The sequence below is a fragment of the Nocardia sp. CA-135953 genome (assembly GCF_050955735.1).
GTDB lineage: Bacteria > Actinomycetota > Actinomycetes > Mycobacteriales > Mycobacteriaceae > Nocardia.
Genome location: NZ_CP192082.1, coordinates 7,122,805 through 7,143,711, shown reverse-complemented (window position 1 = coordinate 7,143,711; position 20,907 = coordinate 7,122,805). Strand labels below are relative to the sequence as shown.

The 20,907-nt window shown below is 65.7% G+C and carries 16 protein-coding genes; 5 read left to right on the top strand and 11 right to left on the bottom strand.

Going from position 1 to position 20,907, the window contains the following annotated elements; translation table 11 throughout:
- Positions 1-43: 43 nt before the first annotated feature.
- Positions 44-847, top strand: coding sequence for an HAD family hydrolase (locus ACQPXH_RS32450; RefSeq protein ID WP_433600202.1), 804 nt, complete (start codon positions 44-46; stop codon positions 845-847).
- Between the two features lie 187 nt (positions 848-1,034).
- On the opposite strand, the gene ACQPXH_RS32445 is transcribed toward ACQPXH_RS32450, so the two are convergent.
- From ACQPXH_RS32445 to ACQPXH_RS32435, 3 genes are read right to left on the bottom strand one after another with little or no spacing between them, the layout of a single operon-like run.
- Entirely contained in the window at positions 1,035-1,805 is a 771-nt protein-coding gene (locus ACQPXH_RS32445) for an AIM24 family protein (protein WP_433600201.1), read from the bottom strand.
- 3 nt (positions 1,806-1,808) lie between these two features.
- A complete protein-coding gene (locus ACQPXH_RS32440) occupies positions 1,809-2,504 on the bottom strand; it encodes an AIM24 family protein (protein WP_433600200.1) in 696 nt (231 codons plus the stop codon).
- Positions 2,505-2,515: 11 nt separating this feature from the next.
- Positions 2,516-3,139 carry an AIM24 family protein gene (locus ACQPXH_RS32435; protein ID WP_040697553.1) on the bottom strand — a complete coding sequence of 208 codons (624 nt, stop codon included), beginning with the start codon at positions 3,137-3,139 and terminating at the stop codon, positions 2,516-2,518.
- Positions 3,140-3,322: 183 nt separating this feature from the next.
- Between ACQPXH_RS32435 and ACQPXH_RS32430 the strand changes: the two genes are divergently transcribed.
- Positions 3,323-4,702 carry a TerD family protein gene (locus tag ACQPXH_RS32430; protein WP_433600199.1) on the top strand — a complete coding sequence of 460 codons (1,380 nt, stop codon included), beginning with the start codon at positions 3,323-3,325 and terminating at the stop codon, positions 4,700-4,702.
- Between the two features lie 28 nt (positions 4,703-4,730).
- A complete protein-coding gene (locus ACQPXH_RS32425) occupies positions 4,731-6,347 on the top strand; it encodes a TerD family protein (RefSeq protein ID WP_433600198.1) in 1,617 nt (538 codons plus the stop codon).
- Between the two features lie 69 nt (positions 6,348-6,416).
- Here ACQPXH_RS32425 and ACQPXH_RS32420 read toward each other — a convergent pair whose 3' ends face one another.
- From ACQPXH_RS32420 to ACQPXH_RS32410, 3 genes are all read right to left on the bottom strand, one after another.
- The gene (locus ACQPXH_RS32420) at positions 6,417-8,117 is read right to left on the bottom strand and encodes a glycosyltransferase family 87 protein (protein ID WP_433603664.1); all 1,701 of its coding nucleotides are present in this window, start codon (positions 8,115-8,117) and stop codon (positions 6,417-6,419) included.
- A gap of 561 nt (positions 8,118-8,678) precedes the next feature.
- A complete protein-coding gene (locus ACQPXH_RS32415; protein ID WP_433603663.1) occupies positions 8,679-11,189 on the bottom strand; it encodes a transglycosylase domain-containing protein in 2,511 nt (836 codons plus the stop codon).
- Between the two features lie 397 nt (positions 11,190-11,586).
- On the bottom strand, positions 11,587-12,006 hold the full coding sequence (locus ACQPXH_RS32410; protein ID WP_169814622.1) for a DUF5318 domain-containing protein: 420 nt from the start codon (positions 12,004-12,006) through the stop codon (positions 11,587-11,589).
- Between the two features lie 158 nt (positions 12,007-12,164).
- Between ACQPXH_RS32410 and ACQPXH_RS32405 the strand changes: the two genes are divergently transcribed.
- Together ACQPXH_RS32405 and ACQPXH_RS32400 are read left to right on the top strand one after the other, a co-directional pair.
- Positions 12,165-13,253, top strand: coding sequence for a DUF1707 SHOCT-like domain-containing protein (locus ACQPXH_RS32405; RefSeq protein WP_433600197.1), 1,089 nt, complete (start codon positions 12,165-12,167; stop codon positions 13,251-13,253).
- A gap of 7 nt (positions 13,254-13,260) precedes the next feature.
- On the top strand, positions 13,261-14,064 hold the full coding sequence (locus ACQPXH_RS32400; RefSeq protein WP_433600196.1) for a DUF1707 SHOCT-like domain-containing protein: 804 nt from the start codon (positions 13,261-13,263) through the stop codon (positions 14,062-14,064).
- 477 nt (positions 14,065-14,541) lie between these two features.
- Here the strand turns inward: ACQPXH_RS32400 and ACQPXH_RS32395 are convergent, their stop codons facing one another.
- The 5 genes from ACQPXH_RS32395 to ACQPXH_RS32375 all read right to left on the bottom strand — a co-directional run bounded on the left by ACQPXH_RS32395 (position 14,542) and on the right by ACQPXH_RS32375 (position 20,862).
- Positions 14,542-15,681 (bottom strand): inositol-3-phosphate synthase, encoded by a 1,140-nt coding sequence (locus tag ACQPXH_RS32395; RefSeq protein ID WP_433600195.1) that lies wholly within the window; start codon positions 15,679-15,681, stop codon positions 14,542-14,544.
- Positions 15,674-16,228, bottom strand: a complete 555-nt coding sequence (locus ACQPXH_RS32390) for a PadR family transcriptional regulator (RefSeq protein WP_433600194.1) — start codon at positions 16,226-16,228, stop codon at positions 15,674-15,676. Before ACQPXH_RS32390 ends, ACQPXH_RS32395 begins: the two co-directional genes overlap by 8 nt.
- A gap of 511 nt (positions 16,229-16,739) precedes the next feature.
- Positions 16,740-17,165 carry a GyrI-like domain-containing protein gene (locus ACQPXH_RS32385; RefSeq protein ID WP_433600193.1) on the bottom strand — a complete coding sequence of 142 codons (426 nt, stop codon included), beginning with the start codon at positions 17,163-17,165 and terminating at the stop codon, positions 16,740-16,742.
- An 8-nt stretch (positions 17,166-17,173) separates the two neighbouring features.
- Positions 17,174-17,632 carry a GyrI-like domain-containing protein gene (locus ACQPXH_RS32380; RefSeq protein WP_433600192.1) on the bottom strand — a complete coding sequence of 153 codons (459 nt, stop codon included), beginning with the start codon at positions 17,630-17,632 and terminating at the stop codon, positions 17,174-17,176.
- A 968-nt stretch (positions 17,633-18,600) separates the two neighbouring features.
- On the bottom strand, positions 18,601-20,862 hold the full coding sequence (locus ACQPXH_RS32375; protein WP_433600191.1) for a transglycosylase domain-containing protein: 2,262 nt from the start codon (positions 20,860-20,862) through the stop codon (positions 18,601-18,603).
- Positions 20,863-20,907 lie beyond the last annotated feature (45 nt).

Here is a 20,907-nt window from a genome sequence, read left to right as displayed (position 1 = left end):
ACTACGAAGACAGGCTCTGATCGCTACCGATCTCGACCGAACGATGATTTACTCGCGCAACGCTTTCCACGCCGCGACCGATGTGCCGACGGTATGTGTGGAACACCTCGAGGGCGCGCCACTGTCGTTCATGACGACAACCGCCGCCCTGCGAATGCAGACCCTGACCGAACCCGCCGCCGTCATTCCCACCACCACGCGGACCATCAAGCAGTTCGAACGTATCCAATTACCCGGGGCTCCTTGGCGATACGCGATTACCAGCAATGGCGGGAACATCCTGGTCGACGGCGTGCCGGATATGCGCTGGCGCATCGATATCGACGCGCAAGTGCGGGCCGGTGGCGCGACGCTTTCGGAGGTGAACACCGAATTGCGTGCTCGGATCGATGATTCCTGGGTCACCAAGTTCCGGGTCGCCGATCATCTGTTCACCTACCTGGTGGTCAAGCCCAAGGAAGTACCCGACGGCTTCCTCGCCGAATGGGATGCCTGGTGCCGCCCGCGCGGCTGGTCCGTCTCCCAGCAGGGCCGCAAGATCTACACGATGCCCCTGGCCGTTTGTAAGAGTCATGCGGTGCGCGAAGTCCGTCGCCGCTTGGTCGAAAACGGTGAACTCACCGCTGCAGCAATGACCCTTGCCGCAGGTGACGGTGCTCTCGACGCCGAAATGCTGCGGACCGCGGACTCCGCCATCCGTCCGCGCCACGGCGAACTCGAACAACTCAACTGGACCCACCCCAACCTGACCATCACCCGCGCCTCCGGAATTCTCGCGGGCGAGGAGATCATCAACTGGTTCTTGACCTCCTCCCCACGCCTGAAGGCGCAGGATTCCAACCTGTGAGGGTTGAGGTTCCTGCTTCACGGACTTGGTAATCCAGAGGTCTCCGCAGGCTGTCACCGCCAGCCCGGCGGCGAGAATGTGACATGTTCGAGCGTGCGTGCCTCGGGAACATGGCTGACACGCTTACCCCACGGCTGAAGCCGAGGGTCGTGGAGCAGGTCGTATGCTGTGTATGCCCGAACCTCATTCAGTAACTCTGTTGTTGCTGAGCGCCCAATTGCTGGGTGATCACGCCGTGCAGCCGCTGCAGGCCGCCGACGGTCATGCCGCTCTGCAATTGCCCCTCGATGGTGCGGACCAGCGCGGAATCGCTGAGGATCTTCTCACTGGATTGAATGAGAACCGTTCCGGCGCCGGTGAAGTCGAACTGGCGCTCCTCACCGGAGTTCACCCCGAAGCGCGCCGCACCGGCCGCGAGGAAATTGGAGACCCAGCGCTGGTCGTAGTGGTGGCTGGGCGACGGGCAATCCGCCCAGCCGACAAGGGCTTCCGGATCGACGCGCAGCGGCGGCTCGGCGAACATGACCGGGCCATTGGAGGAGGCCAGGAACTTGCCGGTGCCGATGAGGGTGAGAAATCCGGGGACGATGGACTGATTCAGCGACAGTCCCGGCTCGAAGGCGAGCAGGTTGGCGGCGCGGATGGTGAGGTTGCCGTTGTCCTCGAGGTCATAGGAATTGATGTCGTAACCGCGGTCGCCGATGATCAGCTTGCCGTGGCCCTCGGCGACCACATAGTCGCCGGTGAACAACGGTGCGGAGAACTGCTGCGAGACCATGTGCAGCAGTCCGCCCTGCAATCCGTGGGTGAGCATCTGGAAGCGCATATCGCCGTAGTAGGCGATCATCGCGCCCTTGCGCATGAACCACGGCTTGTTCAGGTCGATGCAGTAGGCGTAGCTGTTGCCCGGAAGGTTGTCGCTCTCACCGAGATTCAGCGGATTCAAAATATCGGTCATGGTTCACAACTTCTCTTCCGAGGCCTGCACGTACACGACACCCTGTCCGACGCAATGCAATTGCATCGCCTCGCCGGAACCGCGACCGACCGCATCGCGCCAGCTCAATGCCGTCTTCAACTCGGTCTGCACATTGCCGTAGGCGGCAACGAAGGCCTGCGGGTCCACCACGATCGGGTTCTGTCCGCCCACTGGCAGTTCCAGGAATCCGCCGTGTGCCAGCAGCACCGCCGCGCCCTGTCCGGACAGTTGCGTGGTGAACATGCCCTGACCGGTCAGCGCACCACTGGCCGCGCCGCGCAACGCACCCATCAGTCCGCCGCCACCGCCGGCGCCCGAACTCATCACGGACACAATCGAACTCTGCAGCGCGGCGGTATTGGCCAGCAGCCGCGAGGCCTCGACGCGCAGCACCGCGCCCGGCTGCATCTGCACCACCTGCACTTCCAGCCCGGCGAATCCGTAGTGCACCTCGCCGTTACCGGAGGCCAGCATGGTGCGCTCGTGCTCACCGGCCATCATCCGGCCCGCCATCCGCATAATGCCGCCACCGCCCATACCGGGCGCCGCTCCCGGAACCTGGTGTGGTGCAAAGGAAATATCGCCGGTGTAGAACAGCATCGCGCCGTTGCGCGCGACCACGCCGCCCGCCATCCCGACGTCGACCTTGACGACCTTGCCGTTGACCTTCTCGAACATCGCTGGCTCCCTTACCGTTCCGCCGGCTGGATCAACACCAGGCCCTGACCGTCGAAGCGCAGCGAGAACGCCTCCCCCGCATCCTGACCGACGAAGGTGCGCCACGAAACATCGGTCACGAACGACTGATTCAGATTGCCCCGGCAGGCCACGAAGGCATCCGGATCGACGACCAGCGGATACTGCGGTGAAACCTCCAGGTGGATCAGCGGCCCGCCCGCCGAGAGCAGTGCGACCTGCCCCTGTCCGGTCACCGTGGTGGTGAACAGACCGGCACCCGAGGACGCACCGCGCACACCGGCGAAACGCACGTCCGTGCGCAGGTTTCCGGCGAAGCACAGCAGCTGCTGCGATTCGACCTGCAGCGTCTCGTTATTCAGATTCACCACGGTCACGTGCTGACCATTGACCGCGAAGAAGACCCGGCCGTTGCCGCTGCATTCCATCAGCGACAGTTTTTCGCCGGTGGCACGCCGCTTGAGCCCAGCGAGTACGCCGTCACCGCCGCCGAAACCGGCCGACTTGAACTGCACATTTCCTTCGTAGGCGACCATCGAGCCGGAAATCGCCCGGATACTCGATCCGGCGAGGTGTGCCTCGATCACCTTTTTCGACTGTTCGAACAGTTGCGCCATAGGGGGTTTGCCTGCTGTCTCGTAGGGGAACACGGGTTTATCGCCCGCCATTCCGACCGCGTTTCGCCACCCTAACCGATCTTGGAGTACCTGTACGGGCCACGGCGGGGAGTTACTTCGGATCGTGTTCGACACGTTTCTCGTAGAGTGGCACCGTACGCACCGACAAGCGAAGGGTCGAACTTGTCCGCAACACTCGCCAAGGGTCAGAATGGCCCGCTGGCCGCCAACGACGTGGTGATCTCCGTCCAGCTGACCGCACCCGCGGATCTGTCCGCGCTGTTGGTCACCGAGTCGGGGAAGGTCCGTTCCGACGCGGACTTCGTCTTCTTCAATCAGCCCAATGGCCCCGGGGTGAATCTGCAGCCCGCGCCGGCCGGGCAGCCCGCGTCGCTGGCGGTATCGCTGAATGCGGTGCCCGCGGATATCGCGCAGATCCGCGCGGTGATCACCCTGGACGACGCGACCAGCAATTTCGGCCGCTTTCCCGCGCCGACCGCGATCGTGTCGGATTCGGCGGGTAATCAGCTGTACGAGTACCGCATCGATGGTTTGAACACCGAGTCGATCGTGATCGCACTCGAGCTGTACCGGCGCCAGAGCGAGTGGAAGGTGCGTGCGGTCGGCCAGGGCTACGCCGGTGGTTTCGCGGCGCTGGTCACCGATCACGGTGTCACCGTCGACGAGTCGCCGGCCACGACCCAGGTTCCGCCGCCACCGGCCTACCAGCCTGCACAGCCCGGACCGGGCTACCCGCCGCCACAGCCAGCGCCTCCGACGCAGCAGCAGCCGCAGTACCCGCCGACACAGCAGGGCTACCCTCAGGGTGCGTCCGGTTACCCGCCGCCCGGACCGGGCTACCCGCCCCCGCCCGCACCCGGTGGTTACCCGCCGCCCGCACCAGTCCCGGGTCAGGGCTATCCGCCGCCCGCCCAGCCCGCCGCCCAGCAACAGCCGCCCAGTGAAATCAGCCTGAGCAAGGATCGTCCGGTCAGCCTGGTCAAGGGGCAGCGGGTCACCCTGCGTAAGGAAGGCGGCACCGCGCTGACCTTCGTGAAGATGGGTCTCGGCTGGGATCCGGTGCGCAGTCGCGGCATGTTCGGCAACCGGACCGTCGATATCGACCTCGACGCGTCGGTGGTGATGTTCGCCGATATGAACGTGGTGGATGTCGCCTACTACGGCCAGCTGACCTCCAAGGACGGCTCGATCCGGCATCAGGGCGACAACCTCACCGGTGAGGGCGAGGGTGACGACGAGGTGATCCTGGTCGACCTGACCCGCATCCCGGCGCACGTCAGCACGCTGGTGTTCATCGTGACCTCCTATAAGGGCCACACTTTCGAACAAGTCCAGAACGCGTTCTGCCGCTTGGTCGACGGCGCCAACAACGGCGAGCTGGCCAGGTACACCATGGCAGGCGGAATGCCGTTCACCGCGATGGCGATGGCCAAGGTGTTCCGGGTCGGCAGCGATTGGAAGTTGCAGGCACTCGGCGAAGGCTTCCAGGCCAAACATCCCGGTGAAGCGGTGCCACAGCTGGGCCGGTTCCTGGGTAATTGATACTGCACGAAACAACGGGGCGGACAACGTGATTCAGCTGAAGGCCGGTCAGAATATGGTGCTGACCGGCGATATAGTTCGATTCAGCGCGAAAGCCGGGGCTGCCCTGGATGTTTCGGCGTTGGTCGTGGCGGAGAACCTGCGGGTCTTCGATACCGGCGATTTCGTGTTCTACAACCAGGCCGAGACCGCGGGGGTGACGCTGTCCGAGGATGGCGTCACCATCCGGCTCGCCGAGGTGCGCGCCGACGCCAAGGCGGTGCTGCTGGTGGTCAGCGCCGATCCGGCCGCGCCCGCGCAGGCGCACGGGCTCGGTGCGGTCACCGCCGAACTCGCCGTGCACGACAGCGCTACAGCGGAATTCGCGATCAATCCGTCGGCGGGGGAGACCGCGCTGATCTGCCTCGAGGTGTATCGGCGCGGAACCGACTGGAAGTTGCGCGCGGTCGGTCAGGGCTATGCGGGTGGGCTCGCCGTGCTGCTCACCGCGCACGGCGTCGAGGTCGACGAACCGGCGACGCCGCAGTCCGGGCAACACAGCGCGGCCGATCTGCGGGAAGCCGAACCGGTCGGCAGTGCGGGCCGGGCTGGTGGTCAGGACACCATCAGCGGTCCTGGCGACTCCCGTGCCGCCGGCCCGGCGCCGCTCGAGGTCGCGCACGGACTCGAACGCCTGTGGATGATTTTCGAGGATGCCGCGCGCTCGGCCGCCGCGCTCATCTCCGCGCGTGATTACGCCATGCAGCGACTGGATCAGGAACTGTCCGCGGCGGTTTCGGATCCGGCGACCAGGAACACCCCCGCCGCCGAGGAGGCCAGGCAGACCGCACAGCGGCGCTGTGACGACCTGATCGCCACCGCGGAAGGTAGTCACCTGCGCGACAGCCAAGCGCTCATGGGTGAACTCGCCGACGCCGATCGGCAACTGCCGCCGTCACTTGCGTCCTGGGATTCGCCCGCCTGGGATGGGGCGCCGACGCCGAGCGATGGCATCCGACTCGGCGAGCTCTACGCGAACGAGCGTGGGCCGCTGCGCATTCCGTACTGCGTGCCGGTGCCGCTGACGCGTCCGCTGTGGATCGATACCGAATCGACAGCCGCGGCGGCCCCGGTCGTCGGCGCGGTGCTCGCGCGGCTGCTCGCTGCCGATCCCGGTCGGCGCACCCTGGTCGACATGATCGATCTGACCGGTGCGTTCAGCCAACTCGTCGGTCCGCTGACCCCGGTGCTGAACGGCCCGCCGATCACCGAATACGGCGATATCTCGGCGCGGCTGCAGATCCTGGTCGATGCCGCAGACCTGGCCGAATTGGCTTATTCCAGTGGGAATTTCACCCCGCCGACCGAGCACCGGGTATTGCTCGCGGCGGACTTCCCGCACGGATATCAGACCGCGGACGCGCAGCGCATCGCGACGCTGCTGGTGCGCGGCGATCTGATCGGGCTGTCCACGGTGATCGTCGGCACCGACGAATCCGAGTCCAGTGACGGCACGGTGGCGATGCTGTCCCAGGCCTGCCGTCATCTGCCGACGGTGGACGGCACCCCGCTGTTCGATCCGTGGACCGGCAGCGCGTGGCAGCTGGATCTGGACCTGCTGCCACGGGAACCGGCCAGGCAGGCGCGCTTCCTGCGCACCAGCTGAGCCGACGTTTCGAGCGACCTGCAAGCAGTCGCTAGCGGCCGACCCTTTCGAGCGACCTGCAAGCAGTCGCTAGCGGCCGAGCACAGCCCTTGGCCGCAGTGCCTCCGGCAGCCAGGGCAGCAGCGGGTCCGGTGCGCGATCGATCACGCCGCCGACCGGATCGTCGACGAAATCGCGCCGGACCAGGTCCTCTTCCGGTCGGTAGATCTGCCGAACGATCAAGGCGCACAGCGCGAGTACCGCGATATCGCGCAGCAGAACAGTGCCGGTGAACCACTGCTCGGGCAGACCCTTGCGGTCCAGGCCGAGGTAGTAGAACATCCGCGGCACCCAGACCAGCGCGTCGATGGTCATCCAGGCCAGCAGAATTCGGCGATGCGGCAGCGCGAGTACGGCCAGTGGCACCAGCCACAGCGAATACTGCGGGCTCCACACCTTATTGGTGATCAGGAAGGCGGCGACCACCAGGAAGCACAGCTGGGCCACGCGCGGTCGGCGCGGGGCCGTGAGCGCGATATAGGCGATCGCCGCACATGCCGCGACGAATACCAGCAGCGACACCAGATTCAGGATGGTCGGCTGTTCGGCATGTCCGATCTCGCCGTCGAATCCGGCCCAGCCGGTGAACGAGGTGATGACGTTGTAGATGGAATCCGGGTCGGCGTGCCGAGTGGTATTGAGCCGGAAGAACTCCCGCCAGCCATTCGGGTACAGCAGCGCGATCGGCAGATTGACCACCAGCCAGGTGCCCGCCGCGGCCGCGACGGTCAAGGCGGCCGCGCCCAGCGGTCGGGCACTGAGGAATTGCGTTCGATACGGGGTTTCGCGCAACCAGGTCAGTGCGGTGCGCACGCTGTCGATATCGCTCAACCGAAGTCCGAGTCGTGCGCTCGGCACCCGCTGCCGTGGGTCGGCGCGCAGGCACAGCACCACGATCGGCCCGAGCAGCAGCAGCGGATAGAGCTTGGCCGCGCCGCCCAGTCCGAGCAGCAGGCCCGCGAGCAGCGGTCGTCGGCGGGCCCAGGCGAGCAGACCGGTGGCGGCGAAAGCCGTTGCGAGCGCGTCGAAATTGGTGAACGCGTGCACGATCACCAGTGGCGAACAGGCGACCAGCGCGGCATCCCAGATCCGCCGCCCCGCCAGTTGCGCCGAGGCCCACACCGTGACCAGCCAGGCGAAGGCCAGACCGACCGCGACCACATTGAAGTAGATGACCACCTGCAGCGCACCGGGCAGCGGCGAGGCATCCCAGGTCTTGGCGACCTGCATCGACGCGTACTGGTAGAGCCCGGACAGCACCGGATACTCCATGTACCTGGTCTCGCGGCCGCCGTCCGGGGTCTGCTCGGTCCATTCCTTCTTGTACGGGAAGGCGCCCTCGTTCAAACGCTCCGCGCCGTAGAGCGGCACGGTATCCGAGTAACACATGGCGACGTACTGGCGGCCGTTGTTCCAGTCGAGGGTGAGCGAACCGTCGGACGTGGTCGTCTGCTGGATACAGCCCGCCTTGCTCGCCCAGCCGAGTGCGAGGAAGACCAGTGCGAAGGCGAGCAGCACCCGCATCGGGGTCCAGAACCGGACCCGGCCGATGAGCGCGTGGTCACCGACCGGGCCGCCGACGACCGTGCTCAGCTGCGCGGTCAGGGAATCGTTGCGGCTGGGCCGATCTCGACCGTCGGCCGAACGCAGATCCGGCGCCAGCGGCGCGGGCGCGACATAGTGCCCGTGCGCGTCATACGCGGGTGTGGTCTGCGCTGCACCGGACTGCATCCCAGTGGGCTGCGGCGCGCTCCCGTTCGTCCGCCCGTCCGCGAGGTGCTGTTCGGTCACGCCATCCGAGAGTACCGGCCGCGAGGTGCGCCTCCTGGACCGAGTGGTACTGAGTGTCCGATGGGTATCGTGCTCGATGCGGCTGCTGCGCGCTGATCGAACGGCTATGCGGCGTTTTCAGCGGTGTTGGCGCCGTATTGATCAACCGTCGGAGGGGCAGTTGATCTTACAAAGGGGTGGGAATGTTCACGAAAGTCATGGCTGCCGTCGCCTTGGTCGGCGCAGCGCTCGTCGGGTTCGCGGGTAAATGCCTCAGCGGGGTACGGGTCGTATTCGGAATGCTCGACCTGGGCCGGGGTCCGCGATCGATGCGTTCAGATACCGGACGGCTCATATGTCGTGTTGAAGGGTTACGGTTCCTACACCGAATGCCTCAGTTGGCTGGGGTGCAGGATAAGTGCTACCCAGGATCCGAATGGGTTCTGGTCCATCACGAGTGTCTGGTCCGACAATATCGGGAAGCTCTGGCCAGCCCCAGTGAGCTGGCCAGAGCTTTTCGCTCTACCGGGTGCGGGTCGGTTGACTGCCGTTGCCGTTGCCGTTACCGGTCTCGCCGGATTGGGGTGATCCGGTAGTCGTCGGCATCGTACCGTCGGAGTTCGCCGTCGGCTGTCCGGGCAGCGGCGTCGACTCCGGCTGCTGCTGTTGTTGTTGCGGCTGGCGCTGCTGCGTCTGCGGTTGCACGCCGGGTACCTGGATCGGTCCGAAGGGGGTGTCGATCGTATTCGGGACGATCTGGATCGGCGGCAGTAGCGGCGCCTCCGTGGTCGACGGCGGGGTGAACGGTGCGGACCACGCGGGCACACCGGCCTGGCCCTTGATCGGGGCCGGCTTCGGGAAGGTTTCCTTGGGGGTGCCGTCCAGGGCGCCGTCCATGGTGGCCTTCCAGATATCCGAGGGCAGACCGGAGCCGTAGACCATGCCTCCGCTGTAGTTGCGCAGCGGTGAGTTATCGATGGAGCCGACCCACACCGCGGTGGACAGCGATGGGGTGTAGCCGACCATCCAGGCGTCCTTGTTCTCGCCGGTGTCGAGCAGCTGGGCGGTACCGGTCTTGGTCGCCGACTCGCGGCCGTTGGCCAGGTTGTGATTGCGCGACCACGCCGCGATCGGCTTCATCGCGTCGGTGACGTTGTCCGCGACCGCCGAAGAGACCCGCTGTTCACCGGCCACATCACCGCGGTCGAGCAGCACCTGCCCGTCGGCGCTCACCACCTTGGTGACGAAGTGCGGTGCGTGGTAGACGCCGGAGGCGGCCAGCGTCGCGTAGGCCGAGGCCATATCGAGCACCCTGGCCTGATACTGACCGAGCACGATGCCGTTGTTGGGCGGGGAGCCGTCCGGCTCGACCAGGCTCTTGCCGACGCCCGGAATGGTCTCCGGAATGCCGAGCTTGTGCGCCATATCGGCGATCTTCTGCGGACCGTTCTGCATATCCAGCTCCATGCGGTAGAAGCTGGTGTTCAGCGAGCGCTTGAGCGCCTCGGCGATGGTGCAGGTGCCGCACTGTTCGCCTTCGACGTTGGTGATCTTGATGCCGTTCACGGTGACCGGCGCGCTGTCATACATCTCCGACAGTGGTTTGCCCAATTCCAGGTTCTCCGCGAGACCGAAGACCTTGAACGAGGATCCCGGCTGCAGACCGGCATTTGCGAAGTCGTAGCCCTGACCGTCGTCGCCGCCGTAGTAGGCGCGCACCGCACCGGTCTTCGGATCCACCGAAACCACTGCGGCGCGCAGCTTTTCCGGTTCGCCCTGCATCTTCTTCTGCGCGGCGTCGACGGCGGCCTGCTGTGCCTTCGGATCGATCGTGGTGGTGATCGACAGACCAGCGGTGTTGAGCTGCTGTTCGCTGATGCCCGCAGCCGCCAGCTCCTTGAGCACCTGGGTCTTGATCAGGCCCTCGGGGCCGGTGTCCAGGCCTTTGTCCTTGGTGGTGGACACCGGGACCACCTGCGGGTATTGCTGGCCCTGGCGCTCTTCGGCCTTCAGATTGCCGCCGGAAACCATGCCGTCGAGCACATAGTTCCAGCGGAACTTCGCGCCCTCGGGATTCTTCTCCGGATCCAGGCCGGAGGGCTGCTGGATGGTGGCGGCGAGCACCGCGCCCTCGGCCACGGTGAGTTCCGAGACCGGCTTGGCGAAGTAGGCCTTGGCGGCCGCATCGATGCCGTACGCGCCGCGACCGAAGTAGATGGTGTTGAGGTAGGCGGCGAGGATATCGTCCTTGCTCCACTGGCGCGCCATCTTCGCCGAGATGACCAGCTCGTGCAGCTTGCGAGTCAGCGAGTGTTCGTCACCGACGAGCGCGTTCTTCACGTACTGCTGGGTAATGGTCGAGCCACCACCCGCGCTCTCCTTGTTGAGGACTTGATCCCGGGCGGCGCGCATGAAGCCGGAAACCGAGAAGCCCGGGTTGGTGTAGAAGTCCCGGTCCTCTGCCGCGATCACGGCATTGCGCACATGCGGCGGAATCTGGTCGATGGTGACGTCGGTGCGGTTGCCCTCCGGCGGTACCACCTTGCTGATCACCGTGGTGCCGTCGCTGGCGAGGATATTCGCGACCTGGTTGGTTTTGAGGTCACCCGGCTGGGGTACCGAAACCGTGGTGTAGGCGATCAGGAAGACCGTGCTCGGCAAAATGATGGACAGGGCCAGCAGGACGTAGATGACCCGCCGCACGATCCGCCACGGCGACTTCTTCTTCGCACCGGGACGACGACCGCCCGGTCCGCCTGGACCACCGTTACCGCCATTGCGGCGCGGCGGCGGTCCCGAGGGTGGCGCGCCCGCGGTCGCGCGGCGCTCGCCGGTGGTGGGTCCGGCGCCGTTGGGTCGACGGGCGCCGGGGCGATCGTGACCTGGGCGATCGTGACCGGGGCGGTCCTGACCGGGTCGATCTTGGCCGGGCCGCGGGCTGGCCGGTCGGGGACCGGTGGGCGGGGCCGTGCGGCGGTTGCGTTCGGCGACGGCGTCGGTCAGCGAACCGGGTTGCCGATTCGGGCGCTCGATCTTCTGTGTGGACTGCGCGCTGGGCGGTGCGTTATCGGGTAGTGGCCTGCCCTGCGGCGGACGGCCCTGCGGCGGCGGACCCGGTCGACGCGGCGGCTGCGGACCGCGCGGCTCACCGGGATACCCCCCCTGCGGCGGTCGCGGACCACCGGGACCGGGCCGACCGGGTGGGGGACCGGCCGGTCGCTGACCGGGATACGGGTTCGGAGGCTGAGGTGAACTTCGCTGAGTGCGGCCGCCGTGCGGTTCATCGCCGTAGGGGGAAGTCTCGTAGGGCGAATTCACTGACAAGATCTCCATAACTCGTAAGGGTCTGCGGGGCGCGGTGCGGCGATTATCGCCGCGGCGGACACGTCGAGGCTCCGCGTGTCACCCGACGGGCAGATGACCTGGCACATCATTCGGCTGCGGTGCGCCGGTTGGCCCTGGTGCCCGTGCGCCGCCGCGTGGGCGACGGAGCGGTACCGAGCACATAGGACTGCACCAAATGATTCCAGCTGCAGCTCCGGCATACCTCGACGACATGGACCGAGAACTCCTCGCGAGTCTCGGCGAGGCGTATCAATTCCTCTGGTGTGCGAGCCGATCCCGCCATCGGGCCGACGCCGTCGCCGTAGACCCAGGATACGAGCGTCAATTGCTCTTTCCGGCAGATCGGGCATGTGACCTCACTCCCCCGACCGTGGAACTTCGCCGCACGTAAAAGGTAGGGATTTGCATCGCAAACCTCGGCAACATCGACACGGCCCGCATAGACGTCAGCGAGCAGCGACCGACGCTTGAGAGCGTAGTCGACCACCTGTCGCTGAATTCGCACGAGAACCAGAGTAGCGGGGCCGCGCGCGGGCCGCGCCGGGCTGTGCGGGATCGACCGACCGGTATTCATTGTGAACTGGGGCGTTACCGGTCTCGGCGGATTACGATTCTCCCGTGTCCCCCGCTACATCCGGGCGGTCGACCGCAGCATCCGGACGTATGCGAGCGCGTGACCTCGACCGTGCCAACGCGTCCAGTGTGCTGGATGCCGCCTACGCCGAAGGCCAGCTCGGCGCAGATGAATATCGTGACCGTACGGCCAAGGCCGAGACCGCGAAGACGGTCGATGAGCTCGAGCGCCTCATCGGTGATCTGCAAGTACCGTCCGCCGTGGGTGATCTGGTGCCGAGCGAATCGACGCCTACCCGAAACCCGTTGCGCCGAGCCGGAACCGGTGGACGTTATCCCGATCACACCCGGGCACGGGATATCGATCGCGACACCACCCGGCAACTGATCGACAATGCGCGCGGCGACGGTCAGCTGAGCGAGGACGAGCACCAGACCCTCATCGAACTGGTCGGCGAGGCGAAAACCCTTGGCGAACTGGTGCAATTGGTCGACGATCTGCAACGGCCCAGCGATGCCGCGCCGCCACCGCAGCCGCCGCGTTCGAATCGTCGGCGCTGGTATCGGATCGCCGTCGGGGCGGGCGCTGTCTGTGCGGCGGCCGCCGCCTTCGTGCTGACCAGCGGGGTATCGGATACCGCACCCGCCCCTGTCGCTCCACCGGTCGTTGTCGACCTCGGATCGGTGCAGCCGATCGTGATCGCGACGCCGAATCTGCTTACCAGGGAAGGGCTCACGCTGTTCCTGGGGAAATACCGCGACAAATTCGGCGATCCGCAGGTCGATACGCTGACGTTGTATCCGGAATACGCCATCGTGGCGCGTGCGGTGCCGGGTGAGCCGAATCGGTTGATCGGCTACGACTATCGCGGCGGCTTCCAGCAGTCGAGCGCCGTGACCAGCCGCAAGGCGGATAAACCCGCCGTGGATCTCGCCCAGCTGAATGTCACCGCGATCACTGATGCGCTCGCGAGCGCGCCGAGCACCCTGCGGGTGCCCAACGGTGTTGTCACGCATATGGATGTGCAGATCGACGACGCCGGTGCGTACAGCAGTTACGGCATACCGAGAAACGGCCCGTACGTCACCATCTACGCGGGCAACAAGTTCAACGAGTCCGGATTTCTACTGCTGACTCCAGCGGGCGCGGTCGCGCGCGCGGTGCCGTTCGAAAAGTGAGGCGTTGATGGCGACGACGCGCTACGGCGATATCCGGGCCCGCGATACCGACCGTGCCGATGTGTGCGGCCTGCTCGACGCGGCACTGGCCGACGGTCAGCTCACCGAGGACGAGCACACCGCCCGCACCGCGAAGGCCATGTCCGCCAAATCCTTCGGCGAACTCGATGCCATCGTCGGCGATTTGCAGATCCCGGACAACCTGGTCGACGCGCCGGTGGTCCGGGTGGATCGCAGGCGGCCACGGCGCTGGCTCGCGCCGGTGGCGATCATCAGTGCGGCCGCGGTGCTCGGTGCAGCGGTGGGCGGTATCGCGAGCTGCGCCGGCGGTTCTGTCGGTCCGTCCGAACACGTGCCGACGCTGACCACCGGCGCCGGGCTCGCGTATTTCCTCGCCGCGTACCGCGCGGAATTCGGCGACACCAAGGCCGACGAGGTCACCCTATATCCGGAGTATGTGCTCTTCAAACGGCCTGTCAGCGGTAATCCGAGCGAGACGGCGAGCTACTACTACAACGGCAGCATCCGCGAGCCGGATATCCGGGACGGACGAAGCCCCGATACGAAGACCTTCGATCTGGCCGCCGTCGATGTACGCGCGATAGCCGGACTGCTCGCGGGTGCACCACAGACGATCAAGGTGCCCGATGGCTCGGTTAGTTACTTCAAGCTGAGTTCCGCCACCAACGGACCGGTCGATCTCGGACCAGCCGTGGAGATCTACGCCAAGAGCCGAGCAGGCGCTTCGGGATTCATGACGGTGACATTCACCGGTGAACCGCTCAGGGTCGCTTCGCCCACGCCCCGCTGAGGACCTGATTCGCTCGTGCGAGCCGCCTGGTTCGCGTGAGTGGCCGTGCTCAGGTACCTCGGGGCGGTGTCATCACGCGCGACTCGATCGAATTCCCGCCGGGCCGTGAATCCGCTGCCGCTTCGGTATCGACCAGCGATAGGTGATCGACCTATCCAGCGCGGAATGCGGTGCACATCAACCGCGCCCGAACAGACAAGACGAAGACCTATCCGGCCTCCACCGCCTTGCGGATCAGCGCTCGGGCAGCGTCGCCGGTCACGGACTGACCGGCGAGGATATCGAAGGTCCGGTGATACATCGAGGGTTACCTTTGAAGACCAGTTTGCGCGATCAGGGCTTGTCTCTGCGGCCGTGCTGATCGGCATGATTCCAGCGGCAACGGTCGGCACGGCCCACGCTGCCCTCGGTTGCGATACAGACGAGCTGGGCCGGAGAATCATTCTCCGCCCCAGCTTCTCGCATCGATGGGACCGATTACTCGGCGCCGATGATGAACGCTTCCAGCTGCGCACGCGCGATATCGTCTGCCAGCTGCTTCGGCGGGGACTTCATCAGGTAGGCCGAGGCCGGGAGGACTGGGCCGCCGATGCCGCGGTCCTTGGCGATCTTCGCGGCGCGCACCGCGTCGATGATGATGCCCGCCGAGTTCGGCGAATCCCACACCTCGAGCTTGTACTCCAGGTTCAGCGGTACGTCACCGAAGGCGCGCCCCTCGAGACGCACGTAGGCCCACTTGCGGTCGTCGAGCCAGCCGACGTGATCGGACGGGCCGATGTGCACATCCTTGGCGCCCAGTTCCTTCTTCAGGTTGCTGGTGACGGCCTGGGTCTTGGAGATCTTCTTCGACTCCAGGCGCTCGCGCTCGAGCATATTCTTGAAGTCCATATTGCCGCCGACGTTCAGCTGCATGGTGCGGTCGAGCTGCACGCCGCGGTCCTCGAACAGCTTGGCCATCACTCGGTGGGTGATGGTGGCGCCGACCTGGCTCTTGATGTCGTCACCGACAATGGGAACGCCTGCCTCGGTGAACTTTTCGGCCCACACCGGATCGGAGGCGATGAACACCGGCAGCGCGTTGACGAAGGCGACGCCGGCGTCGATGGCGCACTGGGCGTAGAACTTGTCCGCCTCTTCCGAGCCGACGGGCAGGTAGGACACCAGGACGTCGACCTTGTTGTCCTTCAGCACCTTCACGACGTCGACCGGCTGCGCCTCGGACAGCTCGATGGTCTCGGCGTAGTACTTGCCGATACCGTCCAGCGTCGGACCGCGCTGCACGACAACGTCGCTCGGCGGTACGTCGGAGATCTTGATGGTGTTGTTCTCGCTGGCGAAGATCGCCTCGGCCAGGTCGAAGCCGACCTTCTTGGCGTCGACGTCGAACGCGGCGACGAATTTCACATCGCGCACGTGGTACCGGCCGAACTTGACGTGCATCAGGCCGGGGACGGTGGAGGTCTCGTCCGCGTCCTTGTAGTACTGCACGCCCTGGACCAGCGAGGAAGCGCAGTTACCCACGCCGACGATGGCGACGCGCACCTGGGGGATGGCCGCAGGCGAAGCCGACGGGGTGGGTGAGGTGGTGGCGTTGTCCGCCTTGTTGTCTTCACTCATGGCCGATATTTCCCTCTTTCTGTGGTGCCGCCTTCGTCGATTGCTCCGCCGCAATCAACTCGTTGAGCCAGCGCACTTCGCGCTCGCTTGATTCGAGACCGAGCTGGTGGAGCTGGCGGGTGTAGCGATCCAGCGAGCCACTGGCCTTCTTGATCGCCTCCCGCAGACCCTCTCGGCGCTCCTCGACCTGCCGTCGCCTGCCCTCCAGAATCCGCATCCGCGCTTCCGCGGGGGTGCGGCTGAAAAACGCCAGGTGGACGCCGAAGCCGTCGTCGGTGTAGTTCTGGGGTCCGGTATCGGCGAGCAGTTCGGTGAACCGCTCCCGCCCGGCCGGAGTCAGTTGATAGACCCGTCGCGCACGACGGGTGACGCCCGCGACGTTCTCCTCGGCGATCAGCCCATCGGTCTGCATGCGACGCAGCGTCGGATAGAGCGATCCGTAGGAGAAGGCCCGAAACGGCCCGAGCAATCCGGTCAGCCGCTTGCGCAGCTCGTAACCGTGCATGGGCACTTCGAGGAGCAGCCCGAGGATTGCCAGCTCGAGCATCGAGCTTCACCCCCCTGACTGTGTGTGCAGATGACTGCGTGTGCAGACCTAACCGATGGATGCGACTTTCCACTATATCGGAGCGATATAAACATGCATAGTCGTCGGCGCAATGAGGCACTGTTTTCGCAGGTAGACCGAGGGTGGGAAGTCGAGCGCCCCCTCGGTAGTGGCGTTCTTGCTGGTCGATACCGAATGGCGCGGCGTAGCGCACCGTGCCGCGCGGTAGCGGCCGCGCCGGATCGAGCGTGAGCGCTGTCAAGGCCTCGTCAGGTACCTCGATGCTGAGGCCGATGCCGTACCGAAGCAGAAGGGCGGGTAGTAGGTCGGATGCCCGAGCACGATGACGAATGCCTCGCCCAACTCCGCCGCTGCGAGACCCTCCCGATTGCCGCGGCGCCTGCCCCGCCCGATTGCCGCGGCGCCGGCGGGGCCGGGCACGCAAAGGGCCGGGCACGCAAAAGGGCCGGGCACGGAATTCCGTCCCCGGCCCGCATCGCCGTCGATCTGCTCAGTCGAGCGAAACGTAGACCTCGACGGAGGTCGGCCCCGTGTAGCGCTCGAGTTCCGCGGTGTGCGAGCGGGTGATGGTGCCCGCGCTCTCGGCCTTGCGGACCTGCGCCCATGCGGTGCGCAGCAGATCGTAGGGCTTGTCGGAGACAACGAATTTCGCGTACCGTCCGGTCGGGATCCGGGTCAGCACATCACCGGCATCCATATCGTCCATCTCGGTGACCTCGTAGCCCAGAATCGCGACGGCGTGATCGTTCTGGCCGATATAGGCCGCGACCCGCGGCACATTCTTCTCCCGCGCGAGATACCGGTCCCAGGTGAAGTTCACCAGGTCCAGGTCGCGGGCGGTCACCTCGCGTCCGGCCAGCGGGACGGTGAGTCCGGCGACCAGGCTTTCGTCCAATGTGACAATTTCGAAGTCCACAGCTGTTCCTAACCGTCGACCGGTTCGTTTGCCAGCGCCACGAATACTTCGGCCGTACGCGCGTCCGGATAATGTTCCACGTCACCGGTATAGGCGCGCAGCAATCGTCCAGCTGCCTCGGCATCCCATACCGCCCGCCAGATGGTCACGATGGTGTCGCCGAGATTGTCGCCACTGAGCGTGAATCGGGCGAACCGTCCCGCGGGTACTCGGGCGAGCACATCGCCCGGTAGCAGATCCGCGATGGTGTGGCAGCGGTAGCCGACGATATGCGTCAGGTAGGAGTTGATCTCCGGCGCGTGGTCCACGTACGCGGTGGTCGGCGGGCCGGGCAGCTTGCGGGCCAGATTGCGTTTCCACGCCTCCTCGACCTTGGCGCGGCGCGGTCCCTCGACCGCGAGCGCCGGGCTGCGCAGCACTGTGCCCGCCACGAGCGTCTCGGGACGGTCAACGACATTGAAATCCACCGGCGTGCCCCTATGTCTAGTCTGTCTCCAATTGGCGGCGCTCCCGGGCCCCCGTGGCCACGGAAGCTACTTCCGGGCCTGACGCTCGCGCCGTGTCGTCGCTCGAGCGCATATCCTTCCTCATCGATCTCGCGACGTCCGCGTCGGCCTGGTCTCGGTTCCGGCGCGCGCGCTCACTTCACTCTGGCAAACGATGCTGCCACGTCATCCGTTCCCATGGCCCCGGTCGACGCACATTCACAGCGAACCGAGTACCAGCACGTTGTCAGTTCGCCACAACCCAACCGAGCTGTCTTACGAGCGACCGTTCGCGACCTGTTCCAGCGTCCGAGTCGTCGAAGCGATGCGCCGTAGGCGCGAGTCTCAATGCGTGCATCAGGTGCTGAACGCCCGTCGTTTTCGACCGCCACGGAGTTCTGTCTTACGAGCGACCGTTCGCGTCGCATCTCCCGTCCGAGTCGCGCTCCCGACACATCGCGAGGTACTTCGAGCCACCCTCGATAACCACCAGAAGTACTGAAGCAGTAAGAATCCAAGCCCTCCCCAACCACCACGGAGCGAGCCTTACGAGCGACCGTTCGCGGCCTGTTTCAGCGTCCGAGTCGTCGAAGCGATGCGCCGCAGGCGTGAGTCTCAATGCGTGCATCAGGTGCTGAACGCCCGTCGTTTTCGACCGCCACGGAGCTCTGTCTTACGAGCGACCGTTCGCGTCGCATCTCCCGTCCGAGTCGCGCTGCCGCCGCATCGCGAGGTACTTCGAGCGACCCTCGATAGTCACCAGAAGTACTGAAGCAGTAAGAATCCAAGCCCTCCCAACCACTACGGAGCGAGTCCTACGAGCGACCGTTCGCGGCCCGTCTCGCGTCCGAGCCGTCGAAGCGCATGCGACGAAGTCGCGAGTCTCGACGGCTCGGACGCGAGACACCAGGGGGCCGCGAACCCGCCGCGCCGAAGGCGCGGCCATCAATTCAGCCCGGCACCGGAATGCTGAATCCGGGGAAGATTTCGACTTCCTTCGTGGGCTCCGGGGCGGGTGGAATGATGATCATCGGTGCGGAGGAGGTGCTGGTCGGCGGGTTCAGGATGTCGTAGCTGCCGCCGGAGGGTTTGCTCGTGGTCGGCGGGCTGCCCGGCGAACCGGCCGCCGGGAACTGCTCGATCGGGGTGCCGTCGAGCGCGCCGTCCATCACCTGCTTCCAGATATCGGCGGGCAGGCCGGAGCCGTAGATGTCGGTGCCGCGCGCGGTTTCGATGGGCTGGGACTGTTCGGTGCCGACCCAGACCGCCGTGGACAGCGACGGGGTGAAACCGATCATCCACGCGTCCTTGTTCTCTTTCGACTCACCGAGCTGGGTGGTGCCGGTCTTGGCGGCCGAGGGGCGCCCGCCGGACAGGCTGTGTCCGTTGGAGTATGCGGCGATCGGGATCATCGCGCCGGCGGTACTGTCGGCGACGCCGCGCGGTATGCGCTGCTGGCCGGGCGGGAGTTGCTTGCCGGCCTGTTTGTCGGGTCCGCCCCGATCCAGCAGGACGCGGCCGTCGCCCGCGACCACTCGCTGCACGAAGTAGGGCTGGTGGTAGACACCGGAATTGGCGATCGTCGCGTAGGCCGACGCCATATCGATGGGGCGAACCAGATACTGGCCCAACACGATTCCGTTCAGTGGATGCCCGCCGTCCTCGGTGAGGGTCTTACCGGCCACGCCTGGAATCTCTTCGGGGATACCGGCCTGATGGGCGGCATCGGCAATTGCCTGGGGGCCGTCGGACATCGACATCGTCAGTCGATAGAAACTGGTGTTCAGTGAGCGCTTCAGCGCCTCGGCCATGGTGCATTTGCCGCACGATTCGCCGTCCACATTGGTGATCGTGTTACCGCGATCGGTCAACGGTGAACTGTCGAGCATCCGGGTGAGCGGAATACTCTGCCGCAGCGCAGCGATCACCGCGAAGACCTTGAATGCCGAGCCGGTCTGCAGTGGCGCCTGTGCGAAATCGAAGCCGAAACCGTCGGCGCCGCCGTAGTAGGCGCGCACCGCGCCGGAATGTGGGTCTATCGAAACCACCGCGCCACGTAGTTCCGGCGGTTGCGGGTCGAGTCGATCGTGGATCGCGTCGAGTGCGGTCTGCTGTGCCTTGGTATCGATGGTGGTGGTGATCTGCAATGCACCGGTATTCAGTTCCCGCTCGCTGATGCCCGCACTGCGCAGTTCCCGCAGCACCTGGCTGCGGATCAGGCCCTCCGGCCCGCGGGCCGCGTTGACGTCCGGAATTTCGGTGATGGGGACGATCTGCGGGAATACCGTCGCATCTCGGTCGCCCGGCGCGAGCGCACCCATCTCGACCATGCCGTTGAGCACGTACTTCCAGCGCGCGGTCAGATCGGAGAGATGGGTTTCCGGATCCAGGATCGATGGGGTGCGGATGACCGCGGCCAGTACCGTCCCTTCGGCGAGCGTCAGCTCCGGCACCGACTTGTTGAAGTAGGCCTTCGCGGCTGCCGAGATCCCGTACGCGCCGCGCCCGTAGTAGATGGTGTTGAGGTAGGCGGCGAGGATGTCGTCCTTACTCCATTGCCGCGCCATTTTGGCTGCGATGATCAGCTCGCGCATCTTCCTCGTCAGGGTGCGTTCGGAGCCGAGGAAGGCATTCTTCACATACTGCTGAGTGATCGTGGAACCGCCGCCCGCATCCTCTTTGCCGAGGATATTGTCCCGCGCGGCGCGCAGGAATCCGCTGGTCGAGTAGCCGGGGTTGGTATAGAAGTTCCGATCCTCGGCCGATAGCACCGCATCGCGCACCGGTTTCGGCACCTCCGACAGCGGTACCGGAATCCGGTTGCCATCGGGCGGCACAACTTTCGCGATCACTGTGGTCCCGTCGGCGGCCAGGATGGTGGCGATCTGATTGGTCTGCACCGAGTCGGGATCCGGGATTTCGGCGCTCCAGTAGACCAGCACGAACAGCAGCGACGGCACCGCGACGAAGGTGATGAACAGGGCGAGCAGTAGCCGTCGGAAGCGTTCGCCCCTGGTGCGCTGTGGTCGATTCGGCGGGGTGGGCTGCGGCCGGGGCGGTTTCGAGGAGCCGGGCGGTCGTGGCTTGTCCTTGCGTCGTGACGTCCCGAAGTTGTGCTCGCTGAATCCCGCGACCGAGGCATAGGGTGCCTGCGTCGGTTTGCCCCGGCGACTGCCGCCGCGTCGCCTCTTGCCGAACGAGCTCACGATCATCTCCTCCCGGAGCGTCGGTAAAACTCACCTGCACAGGACACGATC